This window comes from Bradyrhizobium sp. BR 1432, assembly GCF_051547705.1.
GTDB lineage: Bacteria > Pseudomonadota > Alphaproteobacteria > Rhizobiales > Xanthobacteraceae > Bradyrhizobium > Bradyrhizobium zhanjiangense.
In genome coordinates, this window is record NZ_JBPUGF010000003.1 from 1,790,314 (window position 1) to 1,816,544 (window position 26,231).

Here is a 26,231-nt window from a genome sequence, read left to right on the forward strand (position 1 = left end):
AGGCCTTGGGACGCAAGGTCTTGGGGAGAGTAAAATGATCAGTTTTCGTCGTCTCGCTTTGGCCGCGTTGATCCCGGCAGCGGCCTTGTCGTTTGGCCTGTCCGGAGTTCTGGCGCAAACACCGAGCCCGGCGCCGGCGGCGTCGGCAAGCCCCTCGCCGGCGCCATCGGCTTCGCCTTCCCCTGCCGCGAGCGCCTCGCCCGCACCCGCTGCGACCCCCTCCCCCGCGGCCAGCGCCTCACCCGCGCCCGCGGCAACACCGTCGCCTGCCGCCAGTGCCTCACCCAGCCCGGCGGCGCCCCCACCCGCGGCAGCCGCCACCCCCGCCCCGGTGCAGACCGCCGATCCCTTTGGCCTCGAGACCGTGCTCGAGCCCAAGAAGGTCGTGATGGTCAAGGGCACTGCCAATTGGGACTCGGCCTTCGACACACTGATCGAGGCCTTCAAGGCGCTGAACGCGCTCCTGGACAAGCAGGGCATCAAGCCATCAGGCAATTCGATGATCGTCTACACCTCCACCGACGACACCGGCTTCACCTTCCTCGCCGAGATCCCGGTCGAGCAGGATCCGAAGAACCTGCCCAAGGATATGAGCATCGGAAAATCGCCGGAGGGCAAGGCGCTGAAATTCGTCCATCGCGGCTCCTACGACAACATGGACAACACCTATGAGGCGATCACCAACCACCTCGACGACAAGAGGCTGGAAGCCAAGGACACCTTCATCGAGGAGTACCTCACCGATCCGCTGAAGACGGCCGAGGACAAGCTCGTGATCAATGTTTTCGTGCCGCTGAAGTGAGAATGATGAAAAAGCCTGCCGTCCTTTTGACGCCCCTTGTCGCCGTCTTCACCACCACGCTGCTTTTGGCCCCCGCACGCGCCGACGATTTTCCGTCCGTCATTTCGGTGAGCGGCGAAGCCAGGATTTCCGCGGCGCCCGATCTCGCGCAGATCGACGCCGGCGTCGCCAATGACGCCAAGTCGGCGAAGGAGGCTTCCGACGCCAACAACGCGGCGATGGGCAAGGTGCTGCTGGCGTTGAAGGGCGCCGGCATCGCCGAGAAGGATTATCAGACCTCGCGCCTGTCGCTGCAGCCGCAATACGGCCAGAACAAATCCACCGGCGCCTCGCCCGTGGTCGGCTTCCGCGCCTCCAACCGTGTCACCGTGAAAATTCGCGACGTGACCAAGGTCGCCGGCATTATCGACACGCTGGTCAGCGCCGGTGCCAACGACATCGGTAATATCTCGTTCGAGGTGACGCAGGCCTCAAAACTACTCGATGATGCGCGCGAGCAGGCGGTCGCCGATGCCCGCCGCAAGGCGGAGATCTACACCAAGGCTGCTGGCGTGACGCTGGGTGCGCCGCTCAGCGTCACCGAGGGCGGCGGCCCGGTGCCGCTGTTCAAGGGCCGCATGGCGGCGGCTCCGATGGCTGCACCCGCAGCCGTCGCGCCCGGCGAGGAGACGCTGTCGGTGACGGTGAATGTGAGCTGGGCGATCAAGCCGGGGCAGTAGCGAGCTTCGTAAAGGGCACACTGCCGCAGCAATTTCATTCGTCGTCCTGGCGAAAGCCAGGACCCATTACCCCAGGGCGTAGTTGCAGCGCGAGCTGGTAACAACGAGTTTTCGCCAAACCACTCTTTGTGGTAATGGGTCCTGGATCAGCGCTCGCTCCGCTCGCTTGTCCAGGACGACGAGTTTTATGCGTGGCAAGAGCTAAATCTCCACCACCTGCCCGGGCATCATCGCCACGAACCGCTGTTGCGGGATCTTCGCGGCATCGAGCGCTTCGACCAGCGCCTTTGCCGGCGCATCGATCGCCTCATCCGTCAGCTGGAACGTGCCGTGATGATGCCCGAGCGCTTGCTGCGCGCCGCAATCCGCGAGCGCCTTCACGGCATCTTCCGGATTCATGTGCTGGTCACGCATGAACCAGCGCGGCTCGTAGGCGCCGATGGGAAGGATCGCGAGCCGCAACGGCCCATGCTTCTCCGCGACGCGTCGAAAATGCCTGCCATCGCCATAGCCGGAATCGCAGACGACGTAGATCTTGCCGGCCGGCGTCTCCAGCACGAAGCTCGCCCATAGGGCCTTGTTGCGATCGAACACGCCGCGCGCGGTCCAGTGCCGGGTCGGGACCAGATGCACGGCGATGCCGCCACCGAGTTCGACGCGGTCGTGCCAGTCGAACCCTTCCACCTTGATCGCAGGATCGGAGCTGCGCATCGTGACGTCGTTGCCGAGCGGGGTGACGACGCGCGGGGCAAAATTCTTGGCGAGCCGCGACAGCGTCGCGATGTCCAGATGATCGTAGTGCCCGTGCGAGACCAGCACGACATCGATCTTCGGCAAATGATCGAAAGAAATGCCGGGATCGTTGTGCCGCTTCGGCCCGGCCCAGGCGACGGGCGAGGCCCGCACCGACCAGACGGGATCGACCAGGATGTTGAGGCCGCCGGTCTGGATCAGCCAGCTGGCATGGCCGACGAAAGAGAGCCGCACCTTGTCGCCGTCGACACGCGCCGGCGGGGTGTCGGCGTGTGGACTGGGAACCCAATCCGGCCATCTCGCGCGCTGCCGCTTGCCGCCGAATTGCCAGCGCAGCACCTCTCGAAGCGATTTCGGCGGTGCACCGTCGGGATCGAAAAAGTGCAGACCGTTGAAATGGTCGGAGGCGGGACCATCATAGGTTTTCATGCGGGACATCCAAAGGGACGGAACACCGACCAGCGCGCCGGCACCGGCAAGCAGTCCGAACACGCGGCGGCGGGTGATCGGCACGGCGGGCTTTTAGGGATGGTAGCGGAGAAAGGTCATCGCCTTCTATATGGGCGAAGCCCTGGGAAAAGGAACCGGCCGGCAAAAGGGTCACATTTTCAGGACCTTGCCCTGGCAGGAGCGTCCCGGCACCCTAACTTTCCTTGACTTTTGGGCGTGAGCGGCGTTTAACCCCGCCACTTTCTCGGAAAGGCTTTCTTTTCGACCCGCCGACTGGCCCTGGAGGCCGGAGGTCAACGCCCGACAGCGCTGTGCGCCCTCGGGCGCAAAGGTGTTTGGACTTTCTTCTCCCTCGCCCCGCTCTTGCGGGGAGAGGGTCGGGGTGAGGGGCTCTCTCCGCGTGTGATGCGCGTAGATGGTCCCGTACCCCCTCACCCGCCGCGCAAGTACGCGGCGACCTCTCCCCGCAGGCGGGGAGAGGTAAAAAAGGACAACGGCATTGTTCGACAATCTGTCGGAACGGCTTGGCGGAATTCTCGATCGTCTGACGGGGCGCGGTGCGCTGACCGAAAAGGACGTCGATGCCGCGATGCGCGAGGTGCGCCGCGCGCTGCTGGAGGCCGACGTCGCCTTGGAGGTGGTGCGCAGCTTCACCGAGCGCGTGCGCGAGCAGGCGATCGGCGCCACCGTCGTCAAGTCGGTCACACCCGGCCAGATGGTGGTCAAGATCGTCCATGACGAGCTGATCAACACGCTCGGCGCCGAAGGCCAGACCATCGACGTCAATGCCGTGCCGCCGGTGTCGATCATGATGGTCGGCCTGCAAGGCTCGGGTAAGACCACCACCACCGCCAAGCTCGCCCGCCGCCTGGTCCAGCGCGACAAGCGCAAGGTGCTGATGGCCTCGCTCGACGTCTACCGCCCGGCGGCGATGGAGCAGCTGGCCGTGCTCGGCCGCGATCTCGACATTCCGACCCTGCCGATCGTGACGGGCCAGCAGCCGCCGCAGATCGCGAAGCGCGCGCTGGAAGCCGGCAAGCTCGGCGGCTACGACATCGTGCTGCTCGATACCGCCGGCCGCACCACGCTCGACGAAGAGATGATGGCGGAGGCAGCCGCGATCAAAGCCGCGGCCAACCCGCATGAAGTGCTGCTGGTCGCAGACAGCCTCACCGGCCAGGATGCCGTGAATCTCGCGCGCTCGTTCGATCAGCGCGTCGGCCTCACCGGCATCGTGCTGACCCGCGTCGATGGCGACGGCCGCGGCGGCGCCGCGCTGTCGATGCGCGCGGTCACCGGCAAGCCGATCAAGCTGATCGGCACCGGTGAAAAGACCGACGCGCTGGAGGACTTCCATCCCGATCGTATCGCCGGCCGTATCCTCGGCATGGGCGACGTGGTCTCGCTGGTCGAACGCGCCGCCGCCAACATCGACGCCGAGAAGGCCGCGCGCACCGCCGAACGCATGCGCAAGGGTCAGTTCGACCTCAACGACATGCGCGAGCAGCTGTTGCAGATGTCGAACATGGGCGGCATCAGCGGGCTGATGGGCATGATGCCCGGCATCTCCAAGATGAAGAACCAGATCGCGGCCGCTGGGATCGACGACAAGATCCTGAAGCGCCAGGTCGCGATCATCGATTCCATGACGCGCGACGAGCGTCGTCATCCCGACTTGCTGAAAGCAAGCCGCAAGAAGCGCATCGCCGCGGGTTCTGGCCAGAGCGTCGAGCACGTCAACAAGCTCCTGAAGATGCACCGGAACATGGCCGACGTGATGAAGGCCATGGGCTCGGGCAAGCGCGGTCCGCTCGCCGGCATCGCGCAGGCGATGGGCTTTGGCGGCGGCATGAAGATGCCGTCTCCCGAAGAGATAAAGGCTCTTCAGGAAAAGATGCAGAGCGGCGGCGGACAGGGTCTGCCCAATCTGCCGAAGGATCTCCCTGCGGGCTTGCGCCAGGGCCTACCGAACCTTCCTGGTCTGACCGGACTGAGCGGCAAGCCGACGCTGCCGGGCCTCGGCGGTTTCCCGGGCAAAAAGAAATGAGGAATTCGTCGCGGGGGACCGCATCGGTCCCACGCAACGCGGAATACCAATCAACCGAACAAACCGTACTTTGAAGGAGAACTGAATGTCCGTCGTTATCCGCCTCGCCCGCGCAGGCACCAAGAAGCGTCCCGTCTATCACGTCGTCGTCGCCGATTCGCGCTTTCCGCGCGACGGCCGCTTCATCGAGCGTCTCGGCTATTTCAACCCGCTGCTGCCGAAGGACAACGAGGCGCGCCTCAAGCTCGACATGGAGAAGGTGAAGGCCTGGGTCGCCAAGGGCGCGCAGCCGTCGGACCGCGTGGCGCGTTTCCTCGACGCCGCCGGCGTCAAGAAGCGCGAAGCGCGCAACAACCCGCAGAAGGCCGTGCCGCGCAAGGAGCGCAAGGCGCAGGCCGAAGCCGCCGCGAAGGCGTAAGGCCAGACCATGTCGGCGCTGGTCTGCGTCGCGCGGATCGGCGCCGCGCATGGGGTGCGTGGTGCGGTCAAATTGTGGACCTTCACCGAAGATCCCTTTGCCATCAGACGCTACGGTCCGCTGCTGTCCAAGGACGGCAAGCGCCAGTTCGAAGTCGCGCAGGCGCGCGAGGCCAAAGGTCATCTGGTCGCAACGTTCAAGGGCGTCACGACCCGCGATGAGGCCGAGCGCCTCAACGGCATCGAGCTCTACGTTCCGCGCGACAAGCTGCCGGCGACCGACGAGGGCGAATATTACCACACCGACCTGATCGGGCTCGCCGCCGTCACCACGGATGGCGAGCCGCTCGGCCGCGTCGTCGCGATCCAGAATTTCGGCGCCGGCGACATCATCGAAATCGCCCCGCCCAAAGGCCCGACGCTGCTGCTGCCGTTCTCCAACGCGGTGGTGCCGGAGGTCGATCTTGCCGGCGGCCGTGTCGTGATCGCGCTGCCGCAGGAGATTGAGGGCGAGGACGAAAGCGACCTCCATCCTCCGGGTCGTCCCGGCCTAGTGCGCAAAGCGCACGGGAGCCGGGACCCATAACCACAGGCTTTGGTTTTTGGCTAAGCTGGCAGCTCCAGCCGTCGCAAAGCTGAGTGCGGTGGCTATGGGTCCCGGCCTTCGCCGGGACGACAACGACTGAGATCGAATGACCACCCCCTCACCCTGGCGCGCGACGGTGCTTACGCTGTTTCCGGACATGTTTCCGGGGCCGCTCGGCGTGAGCCTGGCTGGCCGGGCGCTGACGGGCGGGCTGTGGCAGCTTGAGGCACGGGACATCCGGGCCTCCGCCACCGACCGCCACCGCAGCGTCGACGACACCCCGGCTGGCGGCGGGCCGGGCATGGTGCTGCGGGCGGATGTTCTGGCCGCGGCCATCGATGCCGCTGAAATCAGCCCGCAGCGGCCGCGCTTGCTGATGAGCCCGCGCGGTCGGCCATTGACCCAGGCCCGGGTTGTGGAGCTGGCCAGGGGACCCGGCCCCCTGATCGTCTGCGGGCGGTTCGAGGGGGTGGACCAGCGGGTGATCGACGGGCGCGGCCTGGAGGAGGTCTCGATCGGCGATTACGTGCTATCCGGGGGCGAAATCGCGGCCATGGCCCTGATCGACGCCTGCATCCGGCTGCTGCCGGGGGTGATGGGCAAGGAGGCCTCTGGAACCGAGGAAAGTTTTTCGGACGGCCTGCTCGAATACCCCCAATACACTCGCCCGCAGCTGTTCGAGGGGGCTCCGATCCCGGAGATCCTGACCTCCGGCGACCACGCCAAGGTCGCCAGCTGGCGGCGGGCTGAATCCGAGGCCCTGACGGCGGCCCGGCGGCCCGATTTGTGGGCCCAGATCCCGAGCAAGACCCCGAATCGGGCCGGCCGCCAAAAAACGCCAAAAAACAAGACAGACGGGTGACAAACGCTCCGGCTTGCCTTATAGGAGCGGCCACATCCGCAATGGCTGGATAGACGAATTTCGCGCAGCCCCCGTTTCGAAGGCTGGGCGCGCCGATGGAGATTTACCCATGAACCTGATCAAGCAGCTCGAGCAGGAGCAATTCGACAAGCTGTCCGCCAGCAAGGACATCCCGGAATTCGCCCCCGGCGACACCGTGATCGTCAACGTGAAGGTCGTCGAAGGCGACCGCACCCGCGTGCAGGCCTATGAGGGCGTCTGCATCGGCCGTTCCGGCGGTGGCCTCAACGAGAGCTTCACCGTGCGCAAGATCTCCTATGGCGAGGGCGTCGAGCGCGTGTTCCCGCTGCTCTCCCCGATGATCGACTCGATCAAGGTGGTGCGCCGCGGCAAGGTGCGTCGCGCCAAGCTCTATTACCTCCGCAACCTTCGCGGCAAGTCGGCCCGCATCGTCGAGAAGCAGGACCGCCAGGCTGCCGTCGGCGAGTAAGCATCGCCACCAGGCAAGTTCTAGAAAGCGCGGGGCTCGGCTCCGCGCTTTTTTGTTTTGCCCGGCTGTCTGTCCTCGTCATTGCGAGCGCAGCGAAGCAATCCAGACTGTCTCCGCAGATGCATTTCTGGATTGCTTCGCTGCGCTCGCAATGACGAATTCGAAACTCTCGCGCTTTTACCGCTGCATGCTATATAGCTTCTAGAATGTTTCCAGATCTGACCAGCCTCGCCCCCGTCAAGCGCATCGTCATCGACGATCGCTCGCGGCTGCCTGGCCGGTTCTTCGGACGCTTCGCGACCTCGGCAACGTCAGAGCTTACGCGCGCAGCCTAAAAGCTGCGCTGACGATTTGTTGCCCGCGCGCCAGGCGCGCACATCCGCTTACACATTCTTCGGAGCTTAAGCTCATGTCCAAGCCGACCACGTTGTATGACAAGATCTGGAACGACCATCTGGTGCACGAAGCCGAGGACGGCACCTGCCTGCTTTATATCGATCGCCACCTGGTGCACGAGGTGACCTCGCCGCAGGCTTTCGAAGGCCTGCGCGCGACGGGTCGCAAGGTGCACGCGCCCGAGAAGACGCTCGCCGTCGTCGACCACAACGTGCCGACCACCGATCGCACCAAGCCGAACCCGGATCCTGAAAGCATCGAGCAGATCAAGGCGCTGGCCGAGAACGCCAAGGAATTCGGCATCGAATATTACAACGAGTTCGACAAGCGCCAGGGCATCGTCCACGTCATCGGCCCCGAGCAGGGTTTTACGCTGCCCGGCACCACCATCGTCTGTGGTGACAGCCACACCTCGACGCATGGCGCGTTCGGCGCGCTCGCGCACGGCATCGGCACTTCCGAGGTCGAGCACGTGCTGGCGACGCAGACGCTGATCCAGAAGAAGGCCAAGAACATGCGCGTCACTGTCGATGGCAAATTGCCTGATGGCGTGACGGGCAAGGACATCATCCTGGCCATCATCGGCGAGATCGGCACCGCGGGCGGCACCGGCTACGTCCTGGAATATGCGGGCGACGCGATCCGTGCGCTCAGTATGGAAGGCCGCATGACGGTCTGCAACATGTCGATCGAAGGCGGCGCGCGGGCCGGTCTCGTCGCACCCGACCAGAAGGCCTACGACTTCCTGCGCGAGCGCCCGAAGGCGCCAAAGGGCGCGGCCTGGGACGAGGCGATGCGCTACTGGGAGAAACTGCGCTCCGACGAGGGCGCGCATTTCGACCACGAGCTGCGCCTCGACGCCGCAAAGCTGCCGCCGATCGTGACCTGGGGCACCAGCCCCGAGGACGTCATCTCCGTGACCGGCATCGTGCCCGACCCCGACAAGATCGCGGACGAAGCCAAGCGCATCTCCAAGCATCGCGCCCTGAAGTATATGGGCCTGACGGCGGGCACGAAGATCACCGACATCAAGCTCGATCGCGTCTTCATCGGCTCCTGCACCAACGGCCGCATCGAGGATTTGCGCGCGGCAGCGAAGATTGCTGAAGGCAAGACCGTTTCAGCGAACGTCAACGCCATGGTGGTGCCGGGCTCCGGCATCGTGAAGGAGCAGGCCGAAGCTGAGGGTCTCGACAAGATCTTCATCAAGGCCGGCTTCGAATGGCGCGAGCCGGGCTGCTCGATGTGCCTTGCCATGAACCCGGACAAGCTGAAGCCGGAAGAGCGCTGCGCCTCGACCTCGAACCGCAACTTCGAGGGCCGCCAGGGTTTCAAGGGCCGCACGCATCTGGTGTCGCCGGCAATGGCGGCGGCGGCCGCGATCGCCGGTCACTTCGTCGACGTCAGGGACTGGCGGTAAGCTGCTCCCTGCAATTGTAGCGATTACGGCAAGCCGCCGTTAATCCGCGTCGCCCACATTCTCGTCCTCGCGACGGTTTCGCGAGGACGCAAGCCATGGCCAACAAGCCGGAATATGTCGATCTGATCAGCGAGGCCACGCGCCAGCACCGCCGGCGCGCAACGCCGCTGCGCGTCGTCGCCAAGCCCGAGGTCGAGGAAGCCTCAAAGCTCAGCCGCTGGCCGCCGGCGATGTTCAGGCAATGGAAGCTCGAGAATTTGATGCGGTGGAAATCCGCGTCGTGGAAGTTGAAGGATTGGCTTTAAAGGGCGCCGCTGAGGCGCCCTTTGCATTTCGATCGTGCTCACCAATAGCGGTACGGATAGTGCCAGCGAGGCCAGCGGCAGACGCGGCGCGGACCGTAATAGGTCCAGATGATCCGGCAGCGGCGCGGATAGTGATAGTAGGGATAATAGCCGCCGTAATAATAGCGCCGGTGGAAGTGACGATAGCCGTAATGGGGGCGATAGATCCCGTAGCGATGATAGCCGCCATAGTGACGAAATCCGCCGTAACGATAGCCACCGCCGTGAAAGGCCGGCGCGGCGCGGAAGCCGCCGCCATGGAAGCCACCAAAATGTCCGCCGCCACCGCGGAAACCTCCGCCATGAAAACCGCCACCATGTCCGCCGTGCCCGCCGCCGCCGTGGCGAACCTGCGTGACGAGATCGTCGGCCGCAGCCTTCGTCCCAGGCGACGTCGCCGGATTGATCAAGGTAAGTGCTTCAGCACGGCGCGCACTGCCGGCCGACAGCATCAATGTCGTGGCGGCCGCGATCCCGAGCAAGCGCATCGGGCTTGCCTTGAGACCCAATATCCTCAGCATGGAATCCTCCCTGAATCTGGACAGCGCATTGCGACGCGACGTCTCGGCCGCGCCAAACGCTGTTCAATTGCGGTCGCTCCCTAGATTAAACTGAGGAGAGCGATGTGAACGCCCCATGAATGAACGACGCTGGGCTCCGCGATGCGACGCAGTGCCGCGAGGTCAGGAGTTTTTGGAAATGACTGTCTATGCGATTGCGCAATTGAAGATGACGGACCGCGCGGCCTATGACCGCTATCAGGCGCGGTTCTTCGACGTGTTCAAGAAGTATGGCGGCAAGCTGCTCGCGACGGACGAACAGCCGCGCGTGCTCGAAGGCGTATGGCCGCATGACAAGCTTGTCATGATGTCGTTCCCCGATGAGGCTGCGTTCCTCGCCTTCTCGAATGCGCCCGACTACGAGGACATCTCGCGCGATCGCAAAGCGGGTGCGCAGGCGACGGTGCTGCTGGTCAGGGGATTTGCGCCTGCTGGCTAACGCGGCGGCGTCACCAGAAGGGCCCGTAGCCGAACACGAACGGGGCGGGCACGCCGTAGGGATAGGGACGGTAGTAGACCGGCCGTGCGTAATAGCGTGGATCATGGCGTGCAGCAGGCCGCGCAATGTCATGGGCGCGCGCTTGTTGTCGCACATCGAAAACCGCGATCCCCGCCGAGGCCTCCGGTATCGTCGCCCTTGACGCCGCGGAAGCGCGAGGCAGGCCGGCGGCGAGCGCAACGGCAACAACGAATATGATCCATCTCGCCATGACGATCCTACAAGGCACCGCGTTGTTCGCCGGCGCGGGCCTCAGCCGCGGCGCCAGTAGCAGCTCACACGCGGCACGATCACCGTGCCGCTCGGCCGGTACTCCTGCACATAGGTGGCGTTGCACACGCGGACTGCGTCGGGACCGGGATTGTAGCGCGGATAGACGCCGTCCGGGCTGTAATAGGGCGTGACGCGCAAGCGCGCCGGGGGCCGCCTGCGTGGCGGGGAACGTCGTCCGGTGAGGCCGCCTGGGCGAGACGGATCTCGGGGCCAGCGGTCTGGACTTGAGTTTGGGCTTGGGCGCCAACGCAAAACTGCAAAAACAACCCCATGCACAGTAGCGTCAGCGCTGTTTTCGCTCGCATTTTTCCGCCCACCCGAAACATTCCCATTTAAGGCCCCACGCTCCCCGTTTTGACGGCGCTCGTCAACCTCGCCGCGCTTATAAAGCGGGATGCATCGCTGCGGAACCCGCGCTAGTTTACGCGAACCGTACCCACGTCGCTCGGAAACGCTTTAGAAGAGGCCCATGTGGACGGAATTGAAAGCGCCCTCGCTGGCCGAGATGGAAGCGACGGCGCATGACATCTTCGAGCGCCTGCCGGCGGAGTTTCGCAGGCTCTGCGAGGGCGTCATCATCCGCGTCGACGACTTCCCGACCGAGGAGGTCCTCGACGAGATGGAGTGCGAGAGCGAGTTCGACCTGCTCGGCCTGTTCCAGGGCATCGGCCTGCCGCAGCAGAGCCTTGGCGACGTGGCGCGGCTGCCCAACATGGTCTGGCTCTACCGCCGGCCGATCCTGGACTATTGGGCCGAGCACGACGAGACCCTCGGCCACATCGTCCGCCATGTCCTGATCCACGAGATCGGCCACCATTTCGGTCTGTCGGACGACGATATGGCCGCGATTGAGGCTCGGGCGGACTAGAGCGAGCCGGATTGATCGCGTCACCACAGCGGCGGTGCGCTCCCTCCCCGCTTGCGGGGGAGGGCCGGGGAGAGGGTGTCTCCTCAACGGGACACTCCCCCAGAGGAGAGAACCCTCTCCCGCAAGCGGGAGAGGTGAAGTCCCGACCCCGCACCAGTCCAGCCTCAACCCTCGCAAGCCGGAGAGGTAAGGCAGCCCTGCCGAATTCGGCCTAGGATTCGGGCCCCGATCGCGATAAACACCTGTTCCCCTAGACCCATCCGGGAAAGCGCAACCATGGACAAGTTCACCACGCTGGAAGGCGTCGCGGCGCCGCTGAAGATCATCAATGTCGACACCGACATGATCATTCCGAAGCAGTACCTGAAGACCATCAAGCGCACCGGCCTTGGCAAGGGGCTCTTCTCCGAGCAGCGCTACAAGGACGACGGCAGCGAGAATCCGGATTTCGTCCTCAACCAGCCCGCCTATCGCAATTCGAAGGTGCTGGTCGCCGGCGACAATTTCGGCTGCGGCTCGAGCCGCGAGCACGCGCCCTGGGCGCTGCTCGACTTTGGCATCCGCTGCGTGATCTCGACCTCGTTCGGCGACATCTTCTACAACAACTGCTTCAAGAACGGCATTCTGCCGATCCGCGTCAGCCAGGAAGACCTCGACAAGCTGTTCGACGACGCCGAGCGCGGCGCCAATGCGACGCTGACGATCGACCTGCCCAACCAGGAGATCCGCGGCCCCGACGGCGGTAAGGTCAAGTTCGAGATCGACCCCTTCCGCAAGCACTGCTTGATCAACGGCCTCGACGACATCGGCCTCACCATGGAGAAGAAGGCCTCGATCGACACCTACGAGGACAAGCTCAAGCGCGAGCGCGCCTGGGCCTGAGATCGCGTTTCTGGTTCGAGCCCCGGTGCTGACGGCGCCGGGGCTTTTTCTTTGCTCTGACTATCCTTATAGCTCGCGCATGCTGCCCGACATCGTCACCTTCTGGCATGGCCCGATGGACGCCCTGCGCCAGACCTGTCTGCGCTCGCAGTTGGCTGCCGGCCACAAGGTCACGGTCTATAGCTTCGACACCATTCCCGGTCTGCCCGCGGGCATCGCGAATGCGGATGCCGAGGCGATCCTGCCGCACGCGTTCTCTGAAAGGCTGCGGCCGCCGCAGCCGGACGGCAGCTGGCGCGACTGGACCACGCTGCAGTTCAGCGACTTCTTCCGCATGAAGCTGATGGCGAAAGGCCTCGGCCTGTGGCTCGACGCCGACGTGCTGCTGCTGAGGCCCGTCGAGATCGATCCGGCAAAGCCCTATTTCGCCTGGGAGCGGCCGCGCCAGCTTGGCAATTCCGTGATCTACCTTCCGCCGGAGCACGGCATCGTCGCCGCCTTCGAGGAGCTGATGGAGCAGGAGGAGCTGACGCCGAACTGGCTGTCCGTGCGCCATCGCATCACCTTCATGATGCGCCGTCTGCGCGGCGGCTCGAACCGCCTCTCCGACATCCGCGTTGCGATCTACGGGCCGGCAGCGCTCACCGCGCTCGCGCGCCGCACCGGCGAGCTGGCTTGCGCGTTGCCGAAGCAGTCGTTCTACGCCGTGCATGCCGAACCAAAACTGTTCTTCGACCCCTCGAGCTATCTCGGCCTCGTCACCAACCCCGAGATCATCGGCCTGCACATCTCGCCCAAGGGCCGCGGCGGCGAAAAGCCGATTCCGGGCAGCCTGTATGCGTGGGCGACGGAGCGGTTCGGGTAGTTGCCGCGGAGGCAGTGCGCTCCCTCTCCCGCTTGCGGGAGAGGGTTGGGGAGAGGGTGTCTCCACAAGCGCGCCGGACGATGCTTCGCATCGCCCGGGACGCGCCGACCTCTCCCGCAAGCGGGAGAGGTTAAGCACCCCGAGCTTCCAGTTTGATCCAGCGCAACGCGCTCCTGCACCATTGTGCCTAATCTTGCTCCAACTCCACGACCCCAACGGAGCTTTCCATGAGCACCGCAAGCAGGCCCTATCCCATCGTCCAGGACCTCATCGAGTCCTTTGCCGGCTGGCTGAAGCATCGCCGCGAGATGAACGAGATGCGGCAGCTCGATCGCGCCGATTTCAACCGGATCGCCAGCGATCTCAGGATCGCGCCTGACGATCTGGAGGAGCTCGTTCGCCACGGCAAGCACGCCGCCGACGAATTGCCGAAGATGCTGGAGCAACTCGGCATCAACGCCGAAGGGCTCGGCCGCGCACAGCCGCTGCTGCTGCGCGACATGGAGCGGGTCTGCTCGCTCTGCAACCAGAAGGGTCAGTGCGACCGCGATCTCGCTGAAGGCACTGCCGCGGAGAACTATCACGGCTACTGCGCCAACGCCGCGACGCTGGAGTCGCTCGACCGCGCCGACGTCGCGCCACACTGACGCCAGCGCGGGAGATCTCGCTGGGGTGTGTACTTACGAGATCGAGGGCGTGGAGCTCTGCTGCAGCCTATAGCAGACCTCGTTCAGAGGTCCGAGCTGGGGCTCAAGGCCGACATCGCTATCCTATTCGATCGCCTCGTCGGGGCGGGCAGTTGCACCGGCAAGTCAGAAAATAGCGTTTCTCGCGAACCTCAGCGGCTACCCGATTGCCGGCGGATATCTTCCAAAATACCGCGCATCGCATCGATCTCTTTGCCGAAGCCTGCCCAATCACCGGATTTCAACCGCTCCATGGCCTGGTCGTAGTGCGTGAGCGCCTCCTGCGCGCGCGCTGCCGTGGAGGCTTCGGCGGGTGTTTCCGCGGTCACAGCCGACGCTGCCGGGGAAGGGCCGCTGTCCACGAAGAGTGCCGACAGGGCCTCGGCAAGCGTTTCCTTCATGACGACATGCTCACCATAGGCGGCAATCACTCGCTTGAGCTCCGGCAAATGTCCTTGCTCGGCCCGCAAATACAGCGGCGACACGTAGAGAATCGAATTCTCGATCGGGATCACGAGCAGATTTCCCCGGATCACCCGCGACCCCATCTGGTTCCACAGCGATATCTGCTGGGAGATCTCCGTGTTCTGATGAATTCGCGCCTCGATCTGGAACGGCCCGTAGACCAGCTTCTCTTTGGGAAATTCGTACACGATCAGCTTGCCATAGCCGGGCTCGTCGCAGCGCGCGGCAAGCCAAGCGATCATGTTGTCGCGGCGGCTCGGCACCATCGGGATCATGATGAAGAACTCGGCTTGCGCCTCTCCGGGCAGCCGCATGATGATGTAATAGGGGGCCATGGTGGTGATGCCGTCCATTGAAGAGACGCCATCACCGGCCGGTTGACGCGGAAATTGCCAGAGGTCCTCCCGGTTATAGAAAACATCGGCAGCTTCCATGTGGTAGGTCTGGAAAAGTCGCGCCTGGATCAGGAAGAGGTCTTCGGGATAACGAATGTGCTTCTGAAGATCGGACGGCATGGCCGCGAACGGCTTGAACAGGTCCGGGAAGATTCGCTGATAGGTCGCGGCGACCGGGTCGGCTGGGTCCATCAGGTAAAAATCGACGGTGCCGTTATAGGCGTCGATCACGACCTTCACTGAATTGCGGATATAATTGAGGTTGTAGCCGGGCGCAGGCTGTGCGTAGGGAAAATAATCGCTGGTCGTGTAGGCGTCCTGCATCCAGAACATCCTGCCCTCGCTGACGACCAGATAGGGATCGCGATCGAGAGAGAGGAACGGGGCGATCGTGCCCACCCGCTTCTGGATGTTGCGCCGGATCATGATCCGGCTGTCATCGCCGATGTAGTCTGACAGCAGCAGGTTCACATCGTTGAAATGGTGGGCGAAGATCAGCCTCCGCACCATGCCCGACAGCGGCACGCCGCCGGAGCCGTCATAGGACGCGTAGGCATTGTCCTTTCCCCTGGGATAATCGAATTCCGGCACGGTTCCCTTGACGATGACGTAGTCCTCAGTCTGCAGTCCGTAATAGATGCGCGGCTCGCGAATCGCGGGACCTCCATGTGCGACCGGAGGAATGTCGTCCAGATAGAGAAGCGGAAGTCCTTCGCCGCTCTTCTGGGTGACCGGACTCATCACCGCACCATTGCCGTGGGTGAACAGGATGTGGCGGTTGACCCAGGTCTGCGCGTTGGGTGGCAGCAGCGCGGAATTCAACTCGCGGCCTGAGATCATCACGCTTTGGTAGGTATCGCCGAACCAGTAACGATCGACATCGAGGTCGCGCAGTTTGTAATAGGTGCGAATCTCCTGCAGTTGAGCGTAAGTGTCGGCCAATGGTTGCCAATCCCACAGCCTTATATTTTCAATGGTAGCCTTGTTGGCCTCGAGCGCCCTCAAGGTCAGGTTCTGTTCCGCAGGGAACGGCTTCGGCACGATCCGATTGAGATTGTAGGCCTCCCGCGTCAGGGCAATGTTGCGTTCCATGTAAGGCCGCTCCCACGCCAACTCGTTCGGCCCGACGTAGAAGCGCTGAAACACTGCGGGGATGATGCCCGATAGCAGGAAAGCGCCGCCGAACAGCAGCACAATCGCGGCGGTGGGGAGGCGGTAGGTACGCACCCACAGGTTCGCGCATGCCGCCACAGCGGCGACGATCGAAAGTGCGATCAGCAGCCACAGGACCGGCAGTTCCACATTGACGTCGGTGAAGCCTGCGCCGACCACCACGCCGTTGTCGCCGTACAGCAGGAGATAGCGGTCGAGACTGTAGGACCACGCCTTCACGCCAAAGAAGAGGCCGAGAAGCGCCGAACCGTGCGAGATCGCCGCTGGTGATACTCGCTGCGCCCGGTCCTCGATGTCGCCGTGCACCCAGTAGATAAGCCCGGCGAGCAGCGCGCTCATGACGAGTGTCAGCAACGCCCAATTCTTAATGGCCACAAAGACGGGCAGGGAAAACAGGTAGAATCCGATATCCTTATCGTACAAGGGATCATTGGTGCCGTAGGGCACTTGATAGATGAAGCGCAGAAAAGTGCTCCAGTTGCCGGCTTCTCCCCAGCCGACAAGCAGAGCGACGAGGCCGCTACTCAGCGGCGATCATGCTGCGCCACCGCAGCCGCTCGCGCAGGAATTCAAGCGGATCGGGCAGCGCCGTAGCGGCCACAAGCCTCGGGTCGAAGGCCGCGGGTAACCGGGTTCGGCGCCCGGCAAGGCCAAGTGCAAGGCGCGCGTTCGCCCACAAGATGGCGGCGGTCGCCGCGAAAACGACGAGGAAGACGGCGGCTTTCGCGCCGATTGTGGTCCAGAAGACCTGTTCGTAGCCGATCGACGAGAACCACATCCAGTCGACCAGGAAGTCGCCGACGAGAGCGAGCAGGATCAGGCCGATCGCGGCGATGATGGCCGCGATGATGAATCCCACCACGGCGCTTCGCCCTGGTGCCTTCCGTTCGGGTCCGGAAATCCCGATCGTCATAGTAACATTATAGCAGAACGACAGACGTGGCGCGCCTGTCACGGGGCGCCGCACCTGCTTTTTGCTCCGCAGTCCTAGAACACGCGGATACCCGCAACAGGCTGCGCGCCGACCTCGGGAGGACGCGCGAAGTCTTGCGGAGCTGCGTGTTGTCCCCTGAAGCAACGCCGCTTTTTTGAGCGTGCGCCCTAGCCTTTCCCCATCACCGCGATCGCGTCTGCGATCTCGATCGTGCGCCGAGCCATGTCGGCGTGCAGGCGTTCCACCATGGCGCCGTCGAGCCGGATCGCGCCACGCGAGACGTTCTCCGGCAATTCGAACGCCGCGATGATTTTCCGCGCGCGCGCGACTTCCTCTTCGGGTGGGGTGAAGATCGCGTTGCAGGCATCGATCTGCGAGGGATGGATCAGCGTCTTGCCGTCGAAACCGAGATCGCGCCCTTGCGCGCATTCGGTGGCAAAGCCGTCGGAATTGGCGATGTCGCTATAGGGCCCGTCGAGGATTTCGAGGCCGTGGGCGCGCGTTGCCAGGATGCAATGGGTGATCATCGGGATCATCGCGGCGCGGCCCGGCAGCATCTTGATGCGGGTCTCGCGCGAAATATCGTTCGGGCCGAACACGAAGCCTGAAAGGCGGCTCGATGGATCGCGGCCGGCGGCGGCCAGCTCCTCGGCATGGAGCACGGCGCGCGCGGTCTCGATCATGGCCCAGACTTTCACGGTCGGCGCGGCGCCAAGCTCGGCCAGCTTCCGGTCGATCGCGCCGAGATCTTCGATGCTTGAAACTTTTGGAACCAGGATGCCGTCCGGCGAAGCCTTGGCGGCCATCGCGACGTCGTCGGCCCACCAGGACGTGTCGAGGCCGTTGGTCCGGATCAGGATCTCGCGTTTGCCAAAACCCTTGGCCGCGATCGCGGCGGCAATGCCGTCGCGCGCCACCGCTTTGGCATCAGGAGCGACGGAATCCTCGAGATCGAGGATCAGGCCGTCGGCGGCGAGATTGCGCGCCTTTTCCAGCGCGCGGGGATTGGAGCCGGGCATGAACAGATGGCTGCGGCGCGGGCGGGTCATGCAAGCGTTCCTTCCTCGTCAGTCTTCTGACCGAAGCCGATAGCATTTGGCCTGCCTATTCGAAAGGCTTGTTCGCCCCTGCGGTCTATGATTAGGCATGGGTATGGTGACATTCCCGAAGCATTTGCTGGAAGGCTACGAGGCGTTCGCCACCCAGCGGCTGCCGGCCGAGCAGACCCGCTACCGCGAGCTGTCGGTGAAGGGACAGTCGCCGGAAGTGATGGTAATCGGCTGCTGCGACAGCCGCGTCTCGCCCGAGGTGATCTTCGACGTCGGCCCCGGTGAATTGTTCGTCGTTCGTAACATCGCCAATCTGGTGCCGACCTACCAGCCCGACGAGAACGCACATGGCGTCTCGGCGGCGCTGGAATATGCGGTGACGGTGCTGAAGGTGAAGCACATCGTGGTGCTCGGCCACGCGCAATGCGGCGGCATCCGCGCCTTCGTCGACAAGATCGAGCCGCTGACGCCGGGCGACTTCATCGGCAAATGGATGCAGATGTTCATCAAGCCCGGCGAGGTGGTCGAGCAGCGCAACCACGAGACCATGGCGCAGTTCGTCGAGCGCATCGAGAAGGCCGCGGTGTTCCGCAGCCTCGAAAACCTGATGACGTTCCCGTTCGTGCATAAGGCGGTGGAGAGCGGCCAGATGCAGACCCACGGCGCCTATTTCGGCGTCGCAGAGGGATCGCTGTTCGTGCTGGATAAGGTCGCGAAGGAATTCAAGAACGCGCGAAGCGTGGCGTAAGCCACCGCTCTCGTAGGGTGGGCAAAGCCACCGGGTCGCGCGTACGCGCGCCCGATGACAGGCTCCGCGTGCCCACCACCTGTCGGAATCGGAAAGAATGGTGGGCACGGCGCGCGAAGAGCGCGCCTTTGCCCACCCTACGGCAGCTCGTTAGGCCGCCTTCTTTTTCGCGCTGATCAGCTTGCGGTTGATCAGCACTTCCGCGATCTGGATCGCGTTCAGCGCGGCGCCCTTGCGCAAATTGTCGGACACGCACCACAGCACGAGGCCGTTCTCGACCGTCGCGTCCTCGCGGATGCGGCTGATATAGGTGGCGTCCTCGCCGGCCGCTTCGTAAGGCGTGGCGTAGCCGCCGGGCTCCTGCTTGTCGATGACGAGGCAGCCCGGCGCCTTGCGCAAGATCTCGCGGGCTTCATCGGCTGTGATCGGGGTCTCGAACTCGATGTTGACGGCCTCGGAGTGGCCGACGAACACCGGCACGCGCACGCAGGTGGCGGAGAGCTTGATCTTGGGATCAAGGATCTTCTTGGTCTCCGCCATCATCTTCCACTCTTCCTTGGTGTAGCCGTCCTCCATGAACACGTCGATGTGGGGGATGACATTGAAGGCGATGCGCTTGGGGAATTTCTTCGCGATCAGCTCGTCGTTGGTGTAGACGGCCTTGGTCTGCGAGAACAATTCGTCCATCGCGTCCTTGCCGGCACCCGACACCGATTGATAGGTCGAGACCACGACGCGCTTGATCGTCGCCTTGTCGTGCAGCGGCTTGAGCGCAACGACGAGCTGCGCGGTCGAGCAGTTCGGGTTGGCGATGATGTTCTTCTTCTTGAAGCCTTCGGTCGCGCCCGCGTTCACCTCCGGCACGATCAGCGGCACGTCCGGATCCATGCGCCACGCCGAGGAATTGTCGATCACGACCGCGCCGGCGGCGCCGATCTGCGGCGACCATTCCTTCGAGACCGAGCCGCCAGCCGACATCAGGCAGATGTCGACGTCGGAGAAGTCGTAATGCTCGAGCGCTTTGACCTTCAGGGTACGGTCGCCATAGGAGACCTCGACGCCGACGCTGCGGCGTGACGCCAGGGCCACGACCTCGTCCGCGGGGAATTTGCGCTCATCCAGGATGTTGAGCATTTCCCGTCCGACATTGCCGGTCGCGCCGACGACTGCGACTTTGTAACCCATCGTTCACTCTCCGATGAAAAAGCCCGTTCCCGAAGCTGACGCTTAGACAGGAAGAGCAGCGCTTCTATGCGAGAACCGGCCTCAAGACAACGTTGGACCATGCCTGAAGGCCGTGGATGCAATCGCCTGAGGCCAGCACGGCCGTTAGCCCTACTCAGATCCATCTGGCGCTTGCAGCCTTTGCCGACGAGGTCATCGGCACGCTGGCGCACCTGATCGCCTATGTGGGGGCGCTCGCCCTGTTTGCCATCCTCGCGCTCGCGGCGCTCGGCCAGCTGCCTGACTTGCGCGACGATGAACCGGCGGACAAGCCGGGCTGGAGCGCGGCCGACCGCTCGCATCCGGCCTTCGTCGTCAGCCGGCTCGATTCATCAGAGAAAACAGCTTCTTACATCATCCTAAGGCATCCCGAAGGAGGCCGCCGGGACGTGCTGCGCTGGGCGAGCGAGGCCGACCAGCCCGTGGCCCAGCTCGAAATCTACCGGGAAGGCGGCGAGTTCGACGTAGCCCGTCCGGCGACTGCGGACCTGGCCGTCCAGATGGGCTTGAGCGCGGCCACCACGCTCGAGCAGGCCGGTCTGATCGACACCAAATTCGGCCCCGTCGCCCTGTTCCGGCCGGTCGGCGCGGCGGAGGGGACGCGGGCTTGCCTCGGCTTTCTCAAGCGCAGCGAGGAGCCGGCGCTCCAGATCTCCGGCTTCACCTGCCAGGGCGACACCCTGCCCGCCTGGCGCGCGGCGATCGCCTGCACGCTGAACCGGCTGACGCTGCTGACCTCGGGCAACGAACCCAGGCTGGCGGAATTGTTCGCCCATGCCGAGCTGAAGCGCCGCGCCTGCGATTCCCAGGGATCGTCAGGACCATCGGACTGGATGCTGGGCGCCGCGAACGCGCAATTGCGCGGGACGCTCTAGGCCGCATCAAGCTCAAGTGGCTGGTATTGATGCAACTTTTGCCGGCGCGCACGATTATTCCGGGCTGGTGTGACCCAATTGACCTAGTTGCATCCGCCCCGGCCGGGCTAGTATGGGGTGAAATCGACTGGCGGCCTGCCGCCTGAAGGGGACGTGATGAGCTTGAAATTCTCTGCGGCGAACACATTGGCGACCTGGCTTGCGGCGGGCGCCGTCATTGCCCTGTCGCTCGCGTCGCCGGCTTCGGCCGACACCAGGACCAAGCGCTATGACGAGCGCGGCCGGCCCTATTACGGACCGAGCGGCCCCAACGCGGTCTATCAGCAGGGCCGCACCCGCATCTATGTGAGCAAGCGCTCCTGGCTCGACGGCGGCACCGAGGTCAATCCGGGCGACCGCAAGTTCAGCGACTACGCCTTCCCGCCGGCGGTGGGCTATCCGTCCTTCGCCCGCGAGAACCTGAACCGCCCGATCGATCGCCAGCCGCTCTCGCCGCCCGCTGATGTCGGCGGCTACCCGCAGAATTTCCCGCTGTACTGAATCGGACGCAGGCATCGAATCAAAATGGCCGGGCTCACGCCCGGCCATTTTTTGTCGCGTAGCCCGGATGGAGCGAAGCGCAATCCGGGAAGTCTATCCACGAGGCGAGAACCCCAGATTTCGCTGCGCTCCATCCGGGCTACGGCTCTACCCGTGCAGCTTCTGCAATTCCTTCAGAATCGCTTCGCCCATCTGCGTGGTCGAGGCGGCGGTGGTGCCTTCCGACTTGATGTCGGCGGTGCGCAGGCCGCTGGCGAGCACGGCGGCGATGGCGGCATCGACCTTGTCGGCGAGATCGCCCATGTCGAAGGAGTAGCGCAGCGCCATGCCGAAGGACGAGATCATCGCGATCGGATTGGCGAGGCCCTTGCCGGCGATATCAGGGGCGGAGCCGTGCACCGGCTCGTACAGCGCCTTGCGCTTCTTGCTCTTGACGTCGACCTCGCCGAGCGAGGCCGAGGGCAGCATGCCGAGCGACCCCGTCAGCATCGCCGCGATGTCGGACAGCATGTCGCCAAACAGATTGTCGGTGACGATGACGTCGAACTGCTTCGGCCATTTCACCAGCATCATGCCGCCGGAATCGGCGAGCTGATGCTCGAGCGTGACGTCGGGGTATTCGCGCTTGTGGACTTGCGTGACGACCTCGTTCCAAAGCACGCCCGACTTCATGACGTTGCGCTTCTCCATCGACGTCACCTTGTTCTTGCGCTTTTTGGCAAGCTCGAAGGCGACGCGGGCGATGCGCTCGATCTCATAGGTGTCGTAGACCTGGGTATCGATGGCGCGCTTCTGGCCGTTGCCGAGATCGGTGATGGTCTTGGGCTCGCCGAAATAGACGCCGCCGGTGAGCTCGCGCACGATGACGATGTCGAGGCCCTCGACCGCCTCGCGCTTCAGGCTCGAAGCATCCGCCAGCGCCGGGTAGCACACGGCAGGACGCAGGTTGGCGAACAGAGCGAGATCCTTGCGCAGACGAAGCAGGCCGGCTTCGGGGCGCACCTCATAGGGCACCGCATCCCACTTGGGGCCACCGACCGCGCCGAAGATCACGGCGTCGGCGTCCTTGGCCTTGGCCATGTCGCCCTCGGAGATCGACACCTTGTGCGCGTCATAGGCCGCGCCGCCGACGAGGCCGGTGTCGGTCTCGAACTTGGCGATCCCGGCCGAATTGAGCCAGTCGATCAGCCGCTTCACCTCGCCCATCACCTCGGGGCCGATACCGTCGCCGGGAAGCAGCAGCAGTTTGTGGGTCGCCATGGTCGTTCCTCTCAGGTCGAATTCGGCCGGAGTGCTAGAGCGGCGTTGCGCGCTTGGCAAGACACCATTGCCGGGGAGCCGGCTGTGCAAAGCGGATGGAGCCTGCCACACTCCCACAGCCGGAGTACCCTTTGCACGCCCCTGACCGTCCCCCCATCCCGCATCCCGCACGGCTGATCCTGACCTTGTCGCTGGCGGCGACGGTCGGGCTCGGCATCGGCCGCTTTGCCTATGCGCTGGTGCTGCCGGATATGCGGGAGACCCTCGGCTGGTCCTACTCGGCGGCCGGTTTCATGAACACCATCAACGCCGTCGGCTACCTCGTGGGCGCGCTGGTGGCCTCCCGCCTGATCCAGCGTATCGGCTGGGCGGCGGCGATCCGCCTGGGAACCCTGGCTTGCGTCGCCGCGCTCGCCACCTGCGCGCTGACAGGCGATTTCATCGCGCTGAGCCTCGCGCGCCTCGTGCTGGGCTTGGGGGCTGCAGCCGGCTTCGTCGCCGGCGGCGCGCTGGCTGCGACCATCGCGCAGTTGCGCCCGGAGCGGGCCAATTTCCTGCTGAGCCTGTTCTATGCCGGGCCCGGCATCGGCATTCTCGCCTCGGGGCTGATCGCCCCGTTCACGCTGCAATATTTCGGACCGGGCTCGTGGTGGATCGTCTGGTGGGCGCTGACACTGCTGTCCGTCGCGATGACGATTCCGCTGTTCCTGATCCGCATCGAGAGCAGCGTCCGCTTCTCGGAAGGCAGCCACGCGTCGTTCGCGATTCTGCCCGTGCTGATCTATCTCGCCGGCTACTTCCTGTTCGGCGCCGGCTACATCGCCTACATGACCTTCATGATCGCCTATGTGCGCGACGGCGGCGGCGGGGCCGCAGCGCAGGCCGCGTTCTGGAGCCTGATCGGGCTCAGCGCCTTCGTGACGCCCTGGGCCTGGCGCGGCGTGCTGGCGCTCGACCGCGGCGGACTTGCCACCGCCATCATCCTCGGCACCAACGCCCTCGGTGCCGCCCTGCCGATGCTCGGACATTCGCCGGCGTGGCTCGCGGTCTCTGCGGTGGTGTTCGGCGTCGCCTTCTTCGCGGTGGTCGGCTCGACCACCGCCTTCGTCCGCTTCAACTATCCGCCCGAGGTGTGGCCGACCGCGATTGCGGCAATGACGATCTCGTTCGGCGTCGGCCAGACGCTCGGCCCGATCGTGGTCGGTGCGATCACGGATGCGCTGGGGAGCTTGAGTTACGCGTTGAATGTCTCGGCGGCGCTGCTGGCGCTCGGGGCGGTGGCGGCGTTGTGCCAGCGCAAGGTGGGGACGAAGAAATCATCGGTGCCGTAGGGTGGGCAAAGCGAAGCGTGCCCACCAACGCTTTATCCGCCGTGACAATCATGGTGGGCACGGCGCTACGCGCCTTTGCCCACCCTACGGCAGCGGGCCTAGCTGCCGCTAAACGAATTATACCCCTGGTCTTCCCAATAGCCGCCCTTGTAGTCGTTGGTGACCTCCATCGAGACTACGTATTTCGGGTTCTTGAAGCCGAGTTTTGTCGGCACGCGGATCTTCATCGGAAAACCGTAAGCGCGCGGCAAAATCTCGTTCGCGTATTTGAACGTCATCTGGGTCTGCGGATGCAGCGCGCTGCGCATGTCGAGCGGCGAGTTGTAGCCGTCCCTGTCGGCGCACTGGAACCAGACATATTTCGCACGCGTGTCGGCGCCGATCAGCTTGAGGAAGTCGCGTAAAGGCGTGCCGGTCCAGCTACCGATCGCGCTCCAGCCCTCGACGCAGATGAGGCGGGTGATCTGCGTGACCTGAGGAAGTTTGTACAGCTCCGGAAGGCTCCACGATTTCTTGTTGTCGACGAGGCCGCGGACCTCGAGCTTCCAGTCGTTGCCATCGACATCAGGCGCGTCGTCGAGATCGTAATAGGCATTGAACGGGAACGGTTTTGTGATCGCGCTCTCGGGGAAGGTCGGCGCCAGTGCATCGGGATTGAAGATGAAGGCCTGCACCGCGTCGTTGAATTTCGAGACCTGTTTCAGCATCTCCTCGGCCGATGACGAGTCGACGACGTCGCAGCCGGTGAGCAGCGTCAGCGCACCGAAGCTGGCGCCGCCCGCGATGAAGCGGCGGCGGGTGACGTCAGGCATCGCCTTGATGGAGTCCTTGATCAAGAGCCGCTTGTCGACGCCGGGGATCAGGAATGAGCGCTTCGCCATGTTCTCCTCCTCAGCGACCGATGATCATCGCGCGCAGGCTCTTCGGCACCAGCAGCGCGAGCAGGACATGAACGACGAGAAACGCGCAGATCGCGGCCATGCAGAAGAAGTGCACGTAGCGCGCAGTCGGATAATCGCCGAACAGCATCACCAGGTAATAGAGCTGCACCGGCTTCCACATCGCGAGGCCCGACAGCACGATCAGCACGCCGACCACGATGATGCCGGCATAGAGCAGGCGCTGCACGTAGTTGTAGACGGTGAGATCGTCATGGCCGAGCTTGAAGGTCAGCGCCGCCCTGACGTCGTGAAGCACGCCGGACGCCGTGATCGGCAGCAGCTTCTTAGCGAAGCGGCCGGTGGCGAAACCGGTGATGAGATAGGCGAGGCCGTTGATCATCAACAGCCACATCGCCGCAAAATGCCAGAGCAGGCCGCCGGCGAGCCAGCCGCCGAGCGTGTACTCGCGCGGAAAGCTGAAGCCGAACAGCGGTGAGGCGTTGTAGATCTGCCAGCCCGACAGAATCATCAGGATCATGGCGAGGGCGTTGACCCAATGCATGACCCGGACCCAGACCGGCTGGATCACTTTGGCCGGAGTGGCCCTGACCTGCTCTTCGGTGACTGTGAGGCTCGCCATGATGGTTCCGTCCTGAACGTCGTTTGACAGCAATTATACGCCGATGCTTCCGCTTTCGTTACGCCCCGTCCGGCATCAAATCGATACCGGCGGGCTATCACGGTCACAAGAAAGCGAGCCGGGCACCCCCGGCTCGCCGTCTCGAGGCCTCCTGTTCGGGGGATGAAACAGGGGTGGGCGGTTTTACGTCGCCGGCATCAGCACGGTGTCGACCACATGAATGACGCCGTTCGACTGGTTGACGTTGGAGATCGTCACCATCGAGGTGCCGCCCTTGGCATCGACGATCCAGGTCTTGCCGTCCATCTTCTTCACCGTCAGTTCCTCGCCCTCGGCGGTCTTCATCTTCTTGCCGTCGGTGAGGTCGGAGGCCGCGAGCTTGCCGGGCACGACGTGATAGGTGAGGATCTTGGTCAGCGTCGCCTTGTTCTCGGGCTTGACCAGGTTGTCGACGGTGCCGGCCGGCAGCTTGCCGAAGGCGGCATTGGTCGGCGCGAACACGGTGAACGGGCCCTTGCTTTCCAGCGTCGGCACCAGGCCCGCCGCCTTCACCGCCGCGACCAGCGTGGTGTGGTCCTTGGAGTTGACCGCGTTCTGGACGATGTTCTTGGACGGGAACATCGCGGCGCCGCCGACCATGACGGTCTTTTCCTCGGCGCTGACGGGCGCGACGACGGTCGCGGTGATGGCGAGGGCGCTGAAGGCGGCTGCAGCGAGATAGGCAATGCGCTTCGACATGGAGAATCTCCCGATTGAATTGAGACCGGCGATGGCCGGCGTTTGAGTTGGCAACAACG

27 protein-coding genes and 2 pseudogenes are annotated in these 26,231 nt (G+C 64.2%); 18 read left to right on the forward strand and 11 right to left on the reverse strand.

Annotation, left to right across the window (positions count from 1 at the left end):
- Positions 1 to 34: 34 nt before the first annotated feature.
- Positions 35 to 802, forward strand: coding sequence for a GyrI-like domain-containing protein (locus ACSKB8_RS08510; protein WP_438103608.1), 768 nt, complete (start codon positions 35 to 37; stop codon positions 800 to 802).
- Between the two features lie 5 nt (positions 803 to 807).
- Positions 808 to 1,521, forward strand: a complete 714-nt coding sequence (locus tag ACSKB8_RS08515; protein WP_438103609.1) for an SIMPL domain-containing protein — start codon at positions 808 to 810, stop codon at positions 1,519 to 1,521.
- 201 nt (positions 1,522 to 1,722) lie between these two features.
- On the opposite strand, the gene ACSKB8_RS08520 is transcribed toward ACSKB8_RS08515, so the two are convergent.
- Positions 1,723 to 2,787, reverse strand: coding sequence for an MBL fold metallo-hydrolase (locus ACSKB8_RS08520; RefSeq protein ID WP_438103610.1), 1,065 nt, complete (start codon positions 2,785 to 2,787; stop codon positions 1,723 to 1,725).
- 436 nt (positions 2,788 to 3,223) lie between these two features.
- Here ACSKB8_RS08520 and ffh point away from each other — a divergent pair, with 436 nt between their 5' ends.
- From ffh to ACSKB8_RS08555, 7 genes are all read left to right on the forward strand, one after another.
- On the forward strand, positions 3,224 to 4,771 hold the full coding sequence (gene ffh, locus ACSKB8_RS08525) for a signal recognition particle protein (RefSeq protein WP_438103611.1): 1,548 nt from the start codon (positions 3,224 to 3,226) through the stop codon (positions 4,769 to 4,771).
- A gap of 85 nt (positions 4,772 to 4,856) precedes the next feature.
- Positions 4,857 to 5,189: a 30S ribosomal protein S16 gene (rpsP, locus tag ACSKB8_RS08530; RefSeq protein ID WP_035702960.1), complete on the forward strand. Its 333-nt coding sequence runs from the start codon at positions 4,857 to 4,859 to the stop codon at positions 5,187 to 5,189.
- Between the two features lie 9 nt (positions 5,190 to 5,198).
- Positions 5,199 to 5,774, forward strand: a complete 576-nt coding sequence (rimM, locus tag ACSKB8_RS08535; RefSeq protein ID WP_438103612.1) for a ribosome maturation factor RimM — start codon at positions 5,199 to 5,201, stop codon at positions 5,772 to 5,774.
- Positions 5,775 to 5,880: 106 nt separating this feature from the next.
- Positions 5,881 to 6,636, forward strand: coding sequence for a tRNA (guanosine(37)-N1)-methyltransferase TrmD (gene trmD / locus ACSKB8_RS08540; protein WP_438103613.1), 756 nt, complete (start codon positions 5,881 to 5,883; stop codon positions 6,634 to 6,636).
- 109 nt (positions 6,637 to 6,745) lie between these two features.
- Positions 6,746 to 7,126, forward strand: a complete 381-nt coding sequence (gene rplS, locus ACSKB8_RS08545) for a 50S ribosomal protein L19 (protein WP_091893038.1) — start codon at positions 6,746 to 6,748, stop codon at positions 7,124 to 7,126.
- Between the two features lie 409 nt (positions 7,127 to 7,535).
- Positions 7,536 to 8,942 (forward strand): 3-isopropylmalate dehydratase large subunit, encoded by a 1,407-nt coding sequence (gene leuC / locus ACSKB8_RS08550; RefSeq protein ID WP_370990633.1) that lies wholly within the window; start codon positions 7,536 to 7,538, stop codon positions 8,940 to 8,942.
- Positions 8,943 to 9,037: 95 nt separating this feature from the next.
- Entirely contained in the window at positions 9,038 to 9,247 is a 210-nt protein-coding gene (locus ACSKB8_RS08555; protein ID WP_438103614.1) for a hypothetical protein, read from the forward strand.
- 38 nt (positions 9,248 to 9,285) lie between these two features.
- On the opposite strand, the gene ACSKB8_RS08560 is transcribed toward ACSKB8_RS08555, so the two are convergent.
- Positions 9,286 to 9,807, reverse strand: a complete 522-nt coding sequence (locus ACSKB8_RS08560) for a hypothetical protein (RefSeq protein WP_438103615.1) — start codon at positions 9,805 to 9,807, stop codon at positions 9,286 to 9,288.
- 178 nt (positions 9,808 to 9,985) lie between these two features.
- On the opposite strand from ACSKB8_RS08560, the gene ACSKB8_RS08565 reads away from it, so the two are divergent.
- Positions 9,986 to 10,285, forward strand: coding sequence for a DUF1330 domain-containing protein (locus ACSKB8_RS08565; RefSeq protein ID WP_438103616.1), 300 nt, complete (start codon positions 9,986 to 9,988; stop codon positions 10,283 to 10,285).
- Positions 10,286 to 10,295: 10 nt separating this feature from the next.
- Here the strand turns inward: ACSKB8_RS08565 and ACSKB8_RS08570 are convergent, their stop codons facing one another.
- Positions 10,296 to 10,556: a hypothetical protein gene (locus tag ACSKB8_RS08570; RefSeq protein ID WP_438103617.1), complete on the reverse strand. Its 261-nt coding sequence runs from the start codon at positions 10,554 to 10,556 to the stop codon at positions 10,296 to 10,298.
- Positions 10,557 to 10,597: 41 nt separating this feature from the next.
- Positions 10,598 to 10,890 (reverse strand): annotated as a pseudogene (locus tag ACSKB8_RS08575) (hypothetical protein).
- 197 nt (positions 10,891 to 11,087) lie between these two features.
- Between ACSKB8_RS08575 and ACSKB8_RS08580 the strand changes: the two are divergent.
- From ACSKB8_RS08580 to ACSKB8_RS08595, 4 genes are all read left to right on the forward strand, one after another.
- Positions 11,088 to 11,486 carry a metallopeptidase family protein gene (locus ACSKB8_RS08580; RefSeq protein ID WP_438103618.1) on the forward strand — a complete coding sequence of 133 codons (399 nt, stop codon included), beginning with the start codon at positions 11,088 to 11,090 and terminating at the stop codon, positions 11,484 to 11,486.
- Positions 11,487 to 11,762: 276 nt separating this feature from the next.
- Entirely contained in the window at positions 11,763 to 12,368 is a 606-nt protein-coding gene (gene leuD / locus ACSKB8_RS08585; protein ID WP_028174900.1) for a 3-isopropylmalate dehydratase small subunit, read from the forward strand.
- Positions 12,369 to 12,447: 79 nt separating this feature from the next.
- Complete coding sequence (locus ACSKB8_RS08590; RefSeq protein WP_370990638.1) at positions 12,448 to 13,233, forward strand: hypothetical protein; 786 nt, start codon at positions 12,448 to 12,450, stop codon at positions 13,231 to 13,233.
- Between the two features lie 227 nt (positions 13,234 to 13,460).
- Positions 13,461 to 13,880 carry a DUF6455 family protein gene (locus tag ACSKB8_RS08595; protein WP_438103619.1) on the forward strand — a complete coding sequence of 140 codons (420 nt, stop codon included), beginning with the start codon at positions 13,461 to 13,463 and terminating at the stop codon, positions 13,878 to 13,880.
- Positions 13,881 to 14,071: 191 nt separating this feature from the next.
- Here ACSKB8_RS08595 and ACSKB8_RS08600 read toward each other — a convergent pair.
- Positions 14,072 to 16,865: pseudogene (locus ACSKB8_RS08600) on the reverse strand (UPF0182 family membrane protein).
- A gap of 188 nt (positions 16,866 to 17,053) precedes the next feature.
- A complete protein-coding gene (locus ACSKB8_RS08605) occupies positions 17,054 to 17,935 on the reverse strand; it encodes an HpcH/HpaI aldolase/citrate lyase family protein (RefSeq protein WP_370990641.1) in 882 nt (293 codons plus the stop codon).
- 103 nt (positions 17,936 to 18,038) lie between these two features.
- Between ACSKB8_RS08605 and ACSKB8_RS08610 the strand changes: the two genes are divergently transcribed.
- The gene (locus tag ACSKB8_RS08610) at positions 18,039 to 18,683 is read left to right on the forward strand and encodes a carbonic anhydrase (RefSeq protein WP_438110459.1); all 645 of its coding nucleotides are present in this window, start codon (positions 18,039 to 18,041) and stop codon (positions 18,681 to 18,683) included.
- Positions 18,684 to 18,833: 150 nt separating this feature from the next.
- Here ACSKB8_RS08610 and ACSKB8_RS08615 read toward each other — a convergent pair whose 3' ends face one another.
- Positions 18,834 to 19,868, reverse strand: a complete 1,035-nt coding sequence (locus ACSKB8_RS08615; protein ID WP_438103620.1) for an aspartate-semialdehyde dehydrogenase — start codon at positions 19,866 to 19,868, stop codon at positions 18,834 to 18,836.
- Positions 19,869 to 19,984: 116 nt separating this feature from the next.
- Between ACSKB8_RS08615 and ACSKB8_RS08620 the strand changes: the two genes are divergently transcribed.
- Positions 19,985 to 20,782, forward strand: coding sequence for a hypothetical protein (locus tag ACSKB8_RS08620; protein ID WP_438103621.1), 798 nt, complete (start codon positions 19,985 to 19,987; stop codon positions 20,780 to 20,782).
- A 156-nt stretch (positions 20,783 to 20,938) separates the two neighbouring features.
- On the forward strand, positions 20,939 to 21,322 hold the full coding sequence (locus ACSKB8_RS08625) for a hypothetical protein (protein ID WP_438103622.1): 384 nt from the start codon (positions 20,939 to 20,941) through the stop codon (positions 21,320 to 21,322).
- A 147-nt stretch (positions 21,323 to 21,469) separates the two neighbouring features.
- Here the strand turns inward: ACSKB8_RS08625 and leuB are convergent, their stop codons facing one another.
- Positions 21,470 to 22,582, reverse strand: coding sequence for a 3-isopropylmalate dehydrogenase (gene leuB, locus ACSKB8_RS08630; RefSeq protein ID WP_091882962.1), 1,113 nt, complete (start codon positions 22,580 to 22,582; stop codon positions 21,470 to 21,472).
- Positions 22,583 to 22,713: 131 nt separating this feature from the next.
- Between leuB and ACSKB8_RS08635 the strand changes: the two genes are divergently transcribed.
- Positions 22,714 to 23,913: a YbfB/YjiJ family MFS transporter gene (locus ACSKB8_RS08635; RefSeq protein WP_438103623.1), complete on the forward strand. Its 1,200-nt coding sequence runs from the start codon at positions 22,714 to 22,716 to the stop codon at positions 23,911 to 23,913.
- A gap of 98 nt (positions 23,914 to 24,011) precedes the next feature.
- Here ACSKB8_RS08635 and ACSKB8_RS08640 read toward each other — a convergent pair whose 3' ends face one another.
- From ACSKB8_RS08640 to ACSKB8_RS08650, 3 genes are all read right to left on the reverse strand, one after another.
- Complete coding sequence (locus ACSKB8_RS08640) at positions 24,012 to 24,794, reverse strand: molybdopterin-binding protein (RefSeq protein WP_438103624.1); 783 nt, start codon at positions 24,792 to 24,794, stop codon at positions 24,012 to 24,014.
- Positions 24,795 to 24,804: 10 nt separating this feature from the next.
- On the reverse strand, positions 24,805 to 25,434 hold the full coding sequence (locus ACSKB8_RS08645; RefSeq protein ID WP_438103625.1) for a cytochrome b/b6 domain-containing protein: 630 nt from the start codon (positions 25,432 to 25,434) through the stop codon (positions 24,805 to 24,807).
- A 183-nt stretch (positions 25,435 to 25,617) separates the two neighbouring features.
- Positions 25,618 to 26,172 (reverse strand): fasciclin domain-containing protein, encoded by a 555-nt coding sequence (locus tag ACSKB8_RS08650; RefSeq protein ID WP_091882949.1) that lies wholly within the window; start codon positions 26,170 to 26,172, stop codon positions 25,618 to 25,620.
- Positions 26,173 to 26,231: the final 59 nt, after the last annotated feature.

Bases quoted from the DNA above. Each gene is read 5' to 3' on its own strand.
- leuC (WP_370990633.1), top strand. From the start codon at position 7,536: ATGTCCAAGCCGACCACGTTGTATGACAAGATCTGGAACGACCATCTG.
- ACSKB8_RS08515 (WP_438103609.1), top strand. From the start codon at position 808: ATGAAAAAGCCTGCCGTCCTTTTGACGCCCCTTGTCGCCGTCTTCACC.
- ACSKB8_RS08570 (WP_438103617.1), bottom strand. From the start codon at position 10,556: ATGGCGAGATGGATCATATTCGTTGTTGCCGTTGCGCTCGCCGCCGGC.
- trmD (WP_438103613.1), top strand. From the start codon at position 5,881: ATGACCACCCCCTCACCCTGGCGCGCGACGGTGCTTACGCTGTTTCCG.
- rplS (WP_091893038.1), top strand. From the start codon at position 6,746: ATGAACCTGATCAAGCAGCTCGAGCAGGAGCAATTCGACAAGCTGTCC.
- rpsP (WP_035702960.1), top strand. From the start codon at position 4,857: ATGTCCGTCGTTATCCGCCTCGCCCGCGCAGGCACCAAGAAGCGTCCC.
- leuD (WP_028174900.1), top strand. From the start codon at position 11,763: ATGGACAAGTTCACCACGCTGGAAGGCGTCGCGGCGCCGCTGAAGATC.
- ACSKB8_RS08590 (WP_370990638.1), top strand. From the start codon at position 12,448: ATGCTGCCCGACATCGTCACCTTCTGGCATGGCCCGATGGACGCCCTG.
- ACSKB8_RS08595 (WP_438103619.1), top strand. From the start codon at position 13,461: ATGAGCACCGCAAGCAGGCCCTATCCCATCGTCCAGGACCTCATCGAG.
- ACSKB8_RS08580 (WP_438103618.1), top strand. From the start codon at position 11,088: ATGTGGACGGAATTGAAAGCGCCCTCGCTGGCCGAGATGGAAGCGACG.
- ACSKB8_RS08620 (WP_438103621.1), top strand. From the start codon at position 19,985: ATGCAATCGCCTGAGGCCAGCACGGCCGTTAGCCCTACTCAGATCCAT.
- ACSKB8_RS08615 (WP_438103620.1), bottom strand. From the start codon at position 19,868: ATGGGTTACAAAGTCGCAGTCGTCGGCGCGACCGGCAATGTCGGACGG.
- ACSKB8_RS08640 (WP_438103624.1), bottom strand. From the start codon at position 24,794: ATGGCGAAGCGCTCATTCCTGATCCCCGGCGTCGACAAGCGGCTCTTG.
- ACSKB8_RS08565 (WP_438103616.1), top strand. From the start codon at position 9,986: ATGACTGTCTATGCGATTGCGCAATTGAAGATGACGGACCGCGCGGCC.
- ACSKB8_RS08605 (WP_370990641.1), bottom strand. From the start codon at position 17,935: ATGACCCGCCCGCGCCGCAGCCATCTGTTCATGCCCGGCTCCAATCCC.
- rimM (WP_438103612.1), top strand. From the start codon at position 5,199: ATGTCGGCGCTGGTCTGCGTCGCGCGGATCGGCGCCGCGCATGGGGTG.
- ACSKB8_RS08560 (WP_438103615.1), bottom strand. From the start codon at position 9,807: ATGCTGAGGATATTGGGTCTCAAGGCAAGCCCGATGCGCTTGCTCGGG.
- ACSKB8_RS08645 (WP_438103625.1), bottom strand. From the start codon at position 25,434: ATGGCGAGCCTCACAGTCACCGAAGAGCAGGTCAGGGCCACTCCGGCC.
- leuB (WP_091882962.1), bottom strand. From the start codon at position 22,582: ATGGCGACCCACAAACTGCTGCTGCTTCCCGGCGACGGTATCGGCCCC.
- ACSKB8_RS08510 (WP_438103608.1), top strand. From the start codon at position 35: ATGATCAGTTTTCGTCGTCTCGCTTTGGCCGCGTTGATCCCGGCAGCG.
- ACSKB8_RS08625 (WP_438103622.1), top strand. From the start codon at position 20,939: ATGAGCTTGAAATTCTCTGCGGCGAACACATTGGCGACCTGGCTTGCG.
- ACSKB8_RS08555 (WP_438103614.1), top strand. From the start codon at position 9,038: ATGGCCAACAAGCCGGAATATGTCGATCTGATCAGCGAGGCCACGCGC.
- ACSKB8_RS08610 (WP_438110459.1), top strand. From the start codon at position 18,039: ATGGTGACATTCCCGAAGCATTTGCTGGAAGGCTACGAGGCGTTCGCC.
- ACSKB8_RS08650 (WP_091882949.1), bottom strand. From the start codon at position 26,172: ATGTCGAAGCGCATTGCCTATCTCGCTGCAGCCGCCTTCAGCGCCCTC.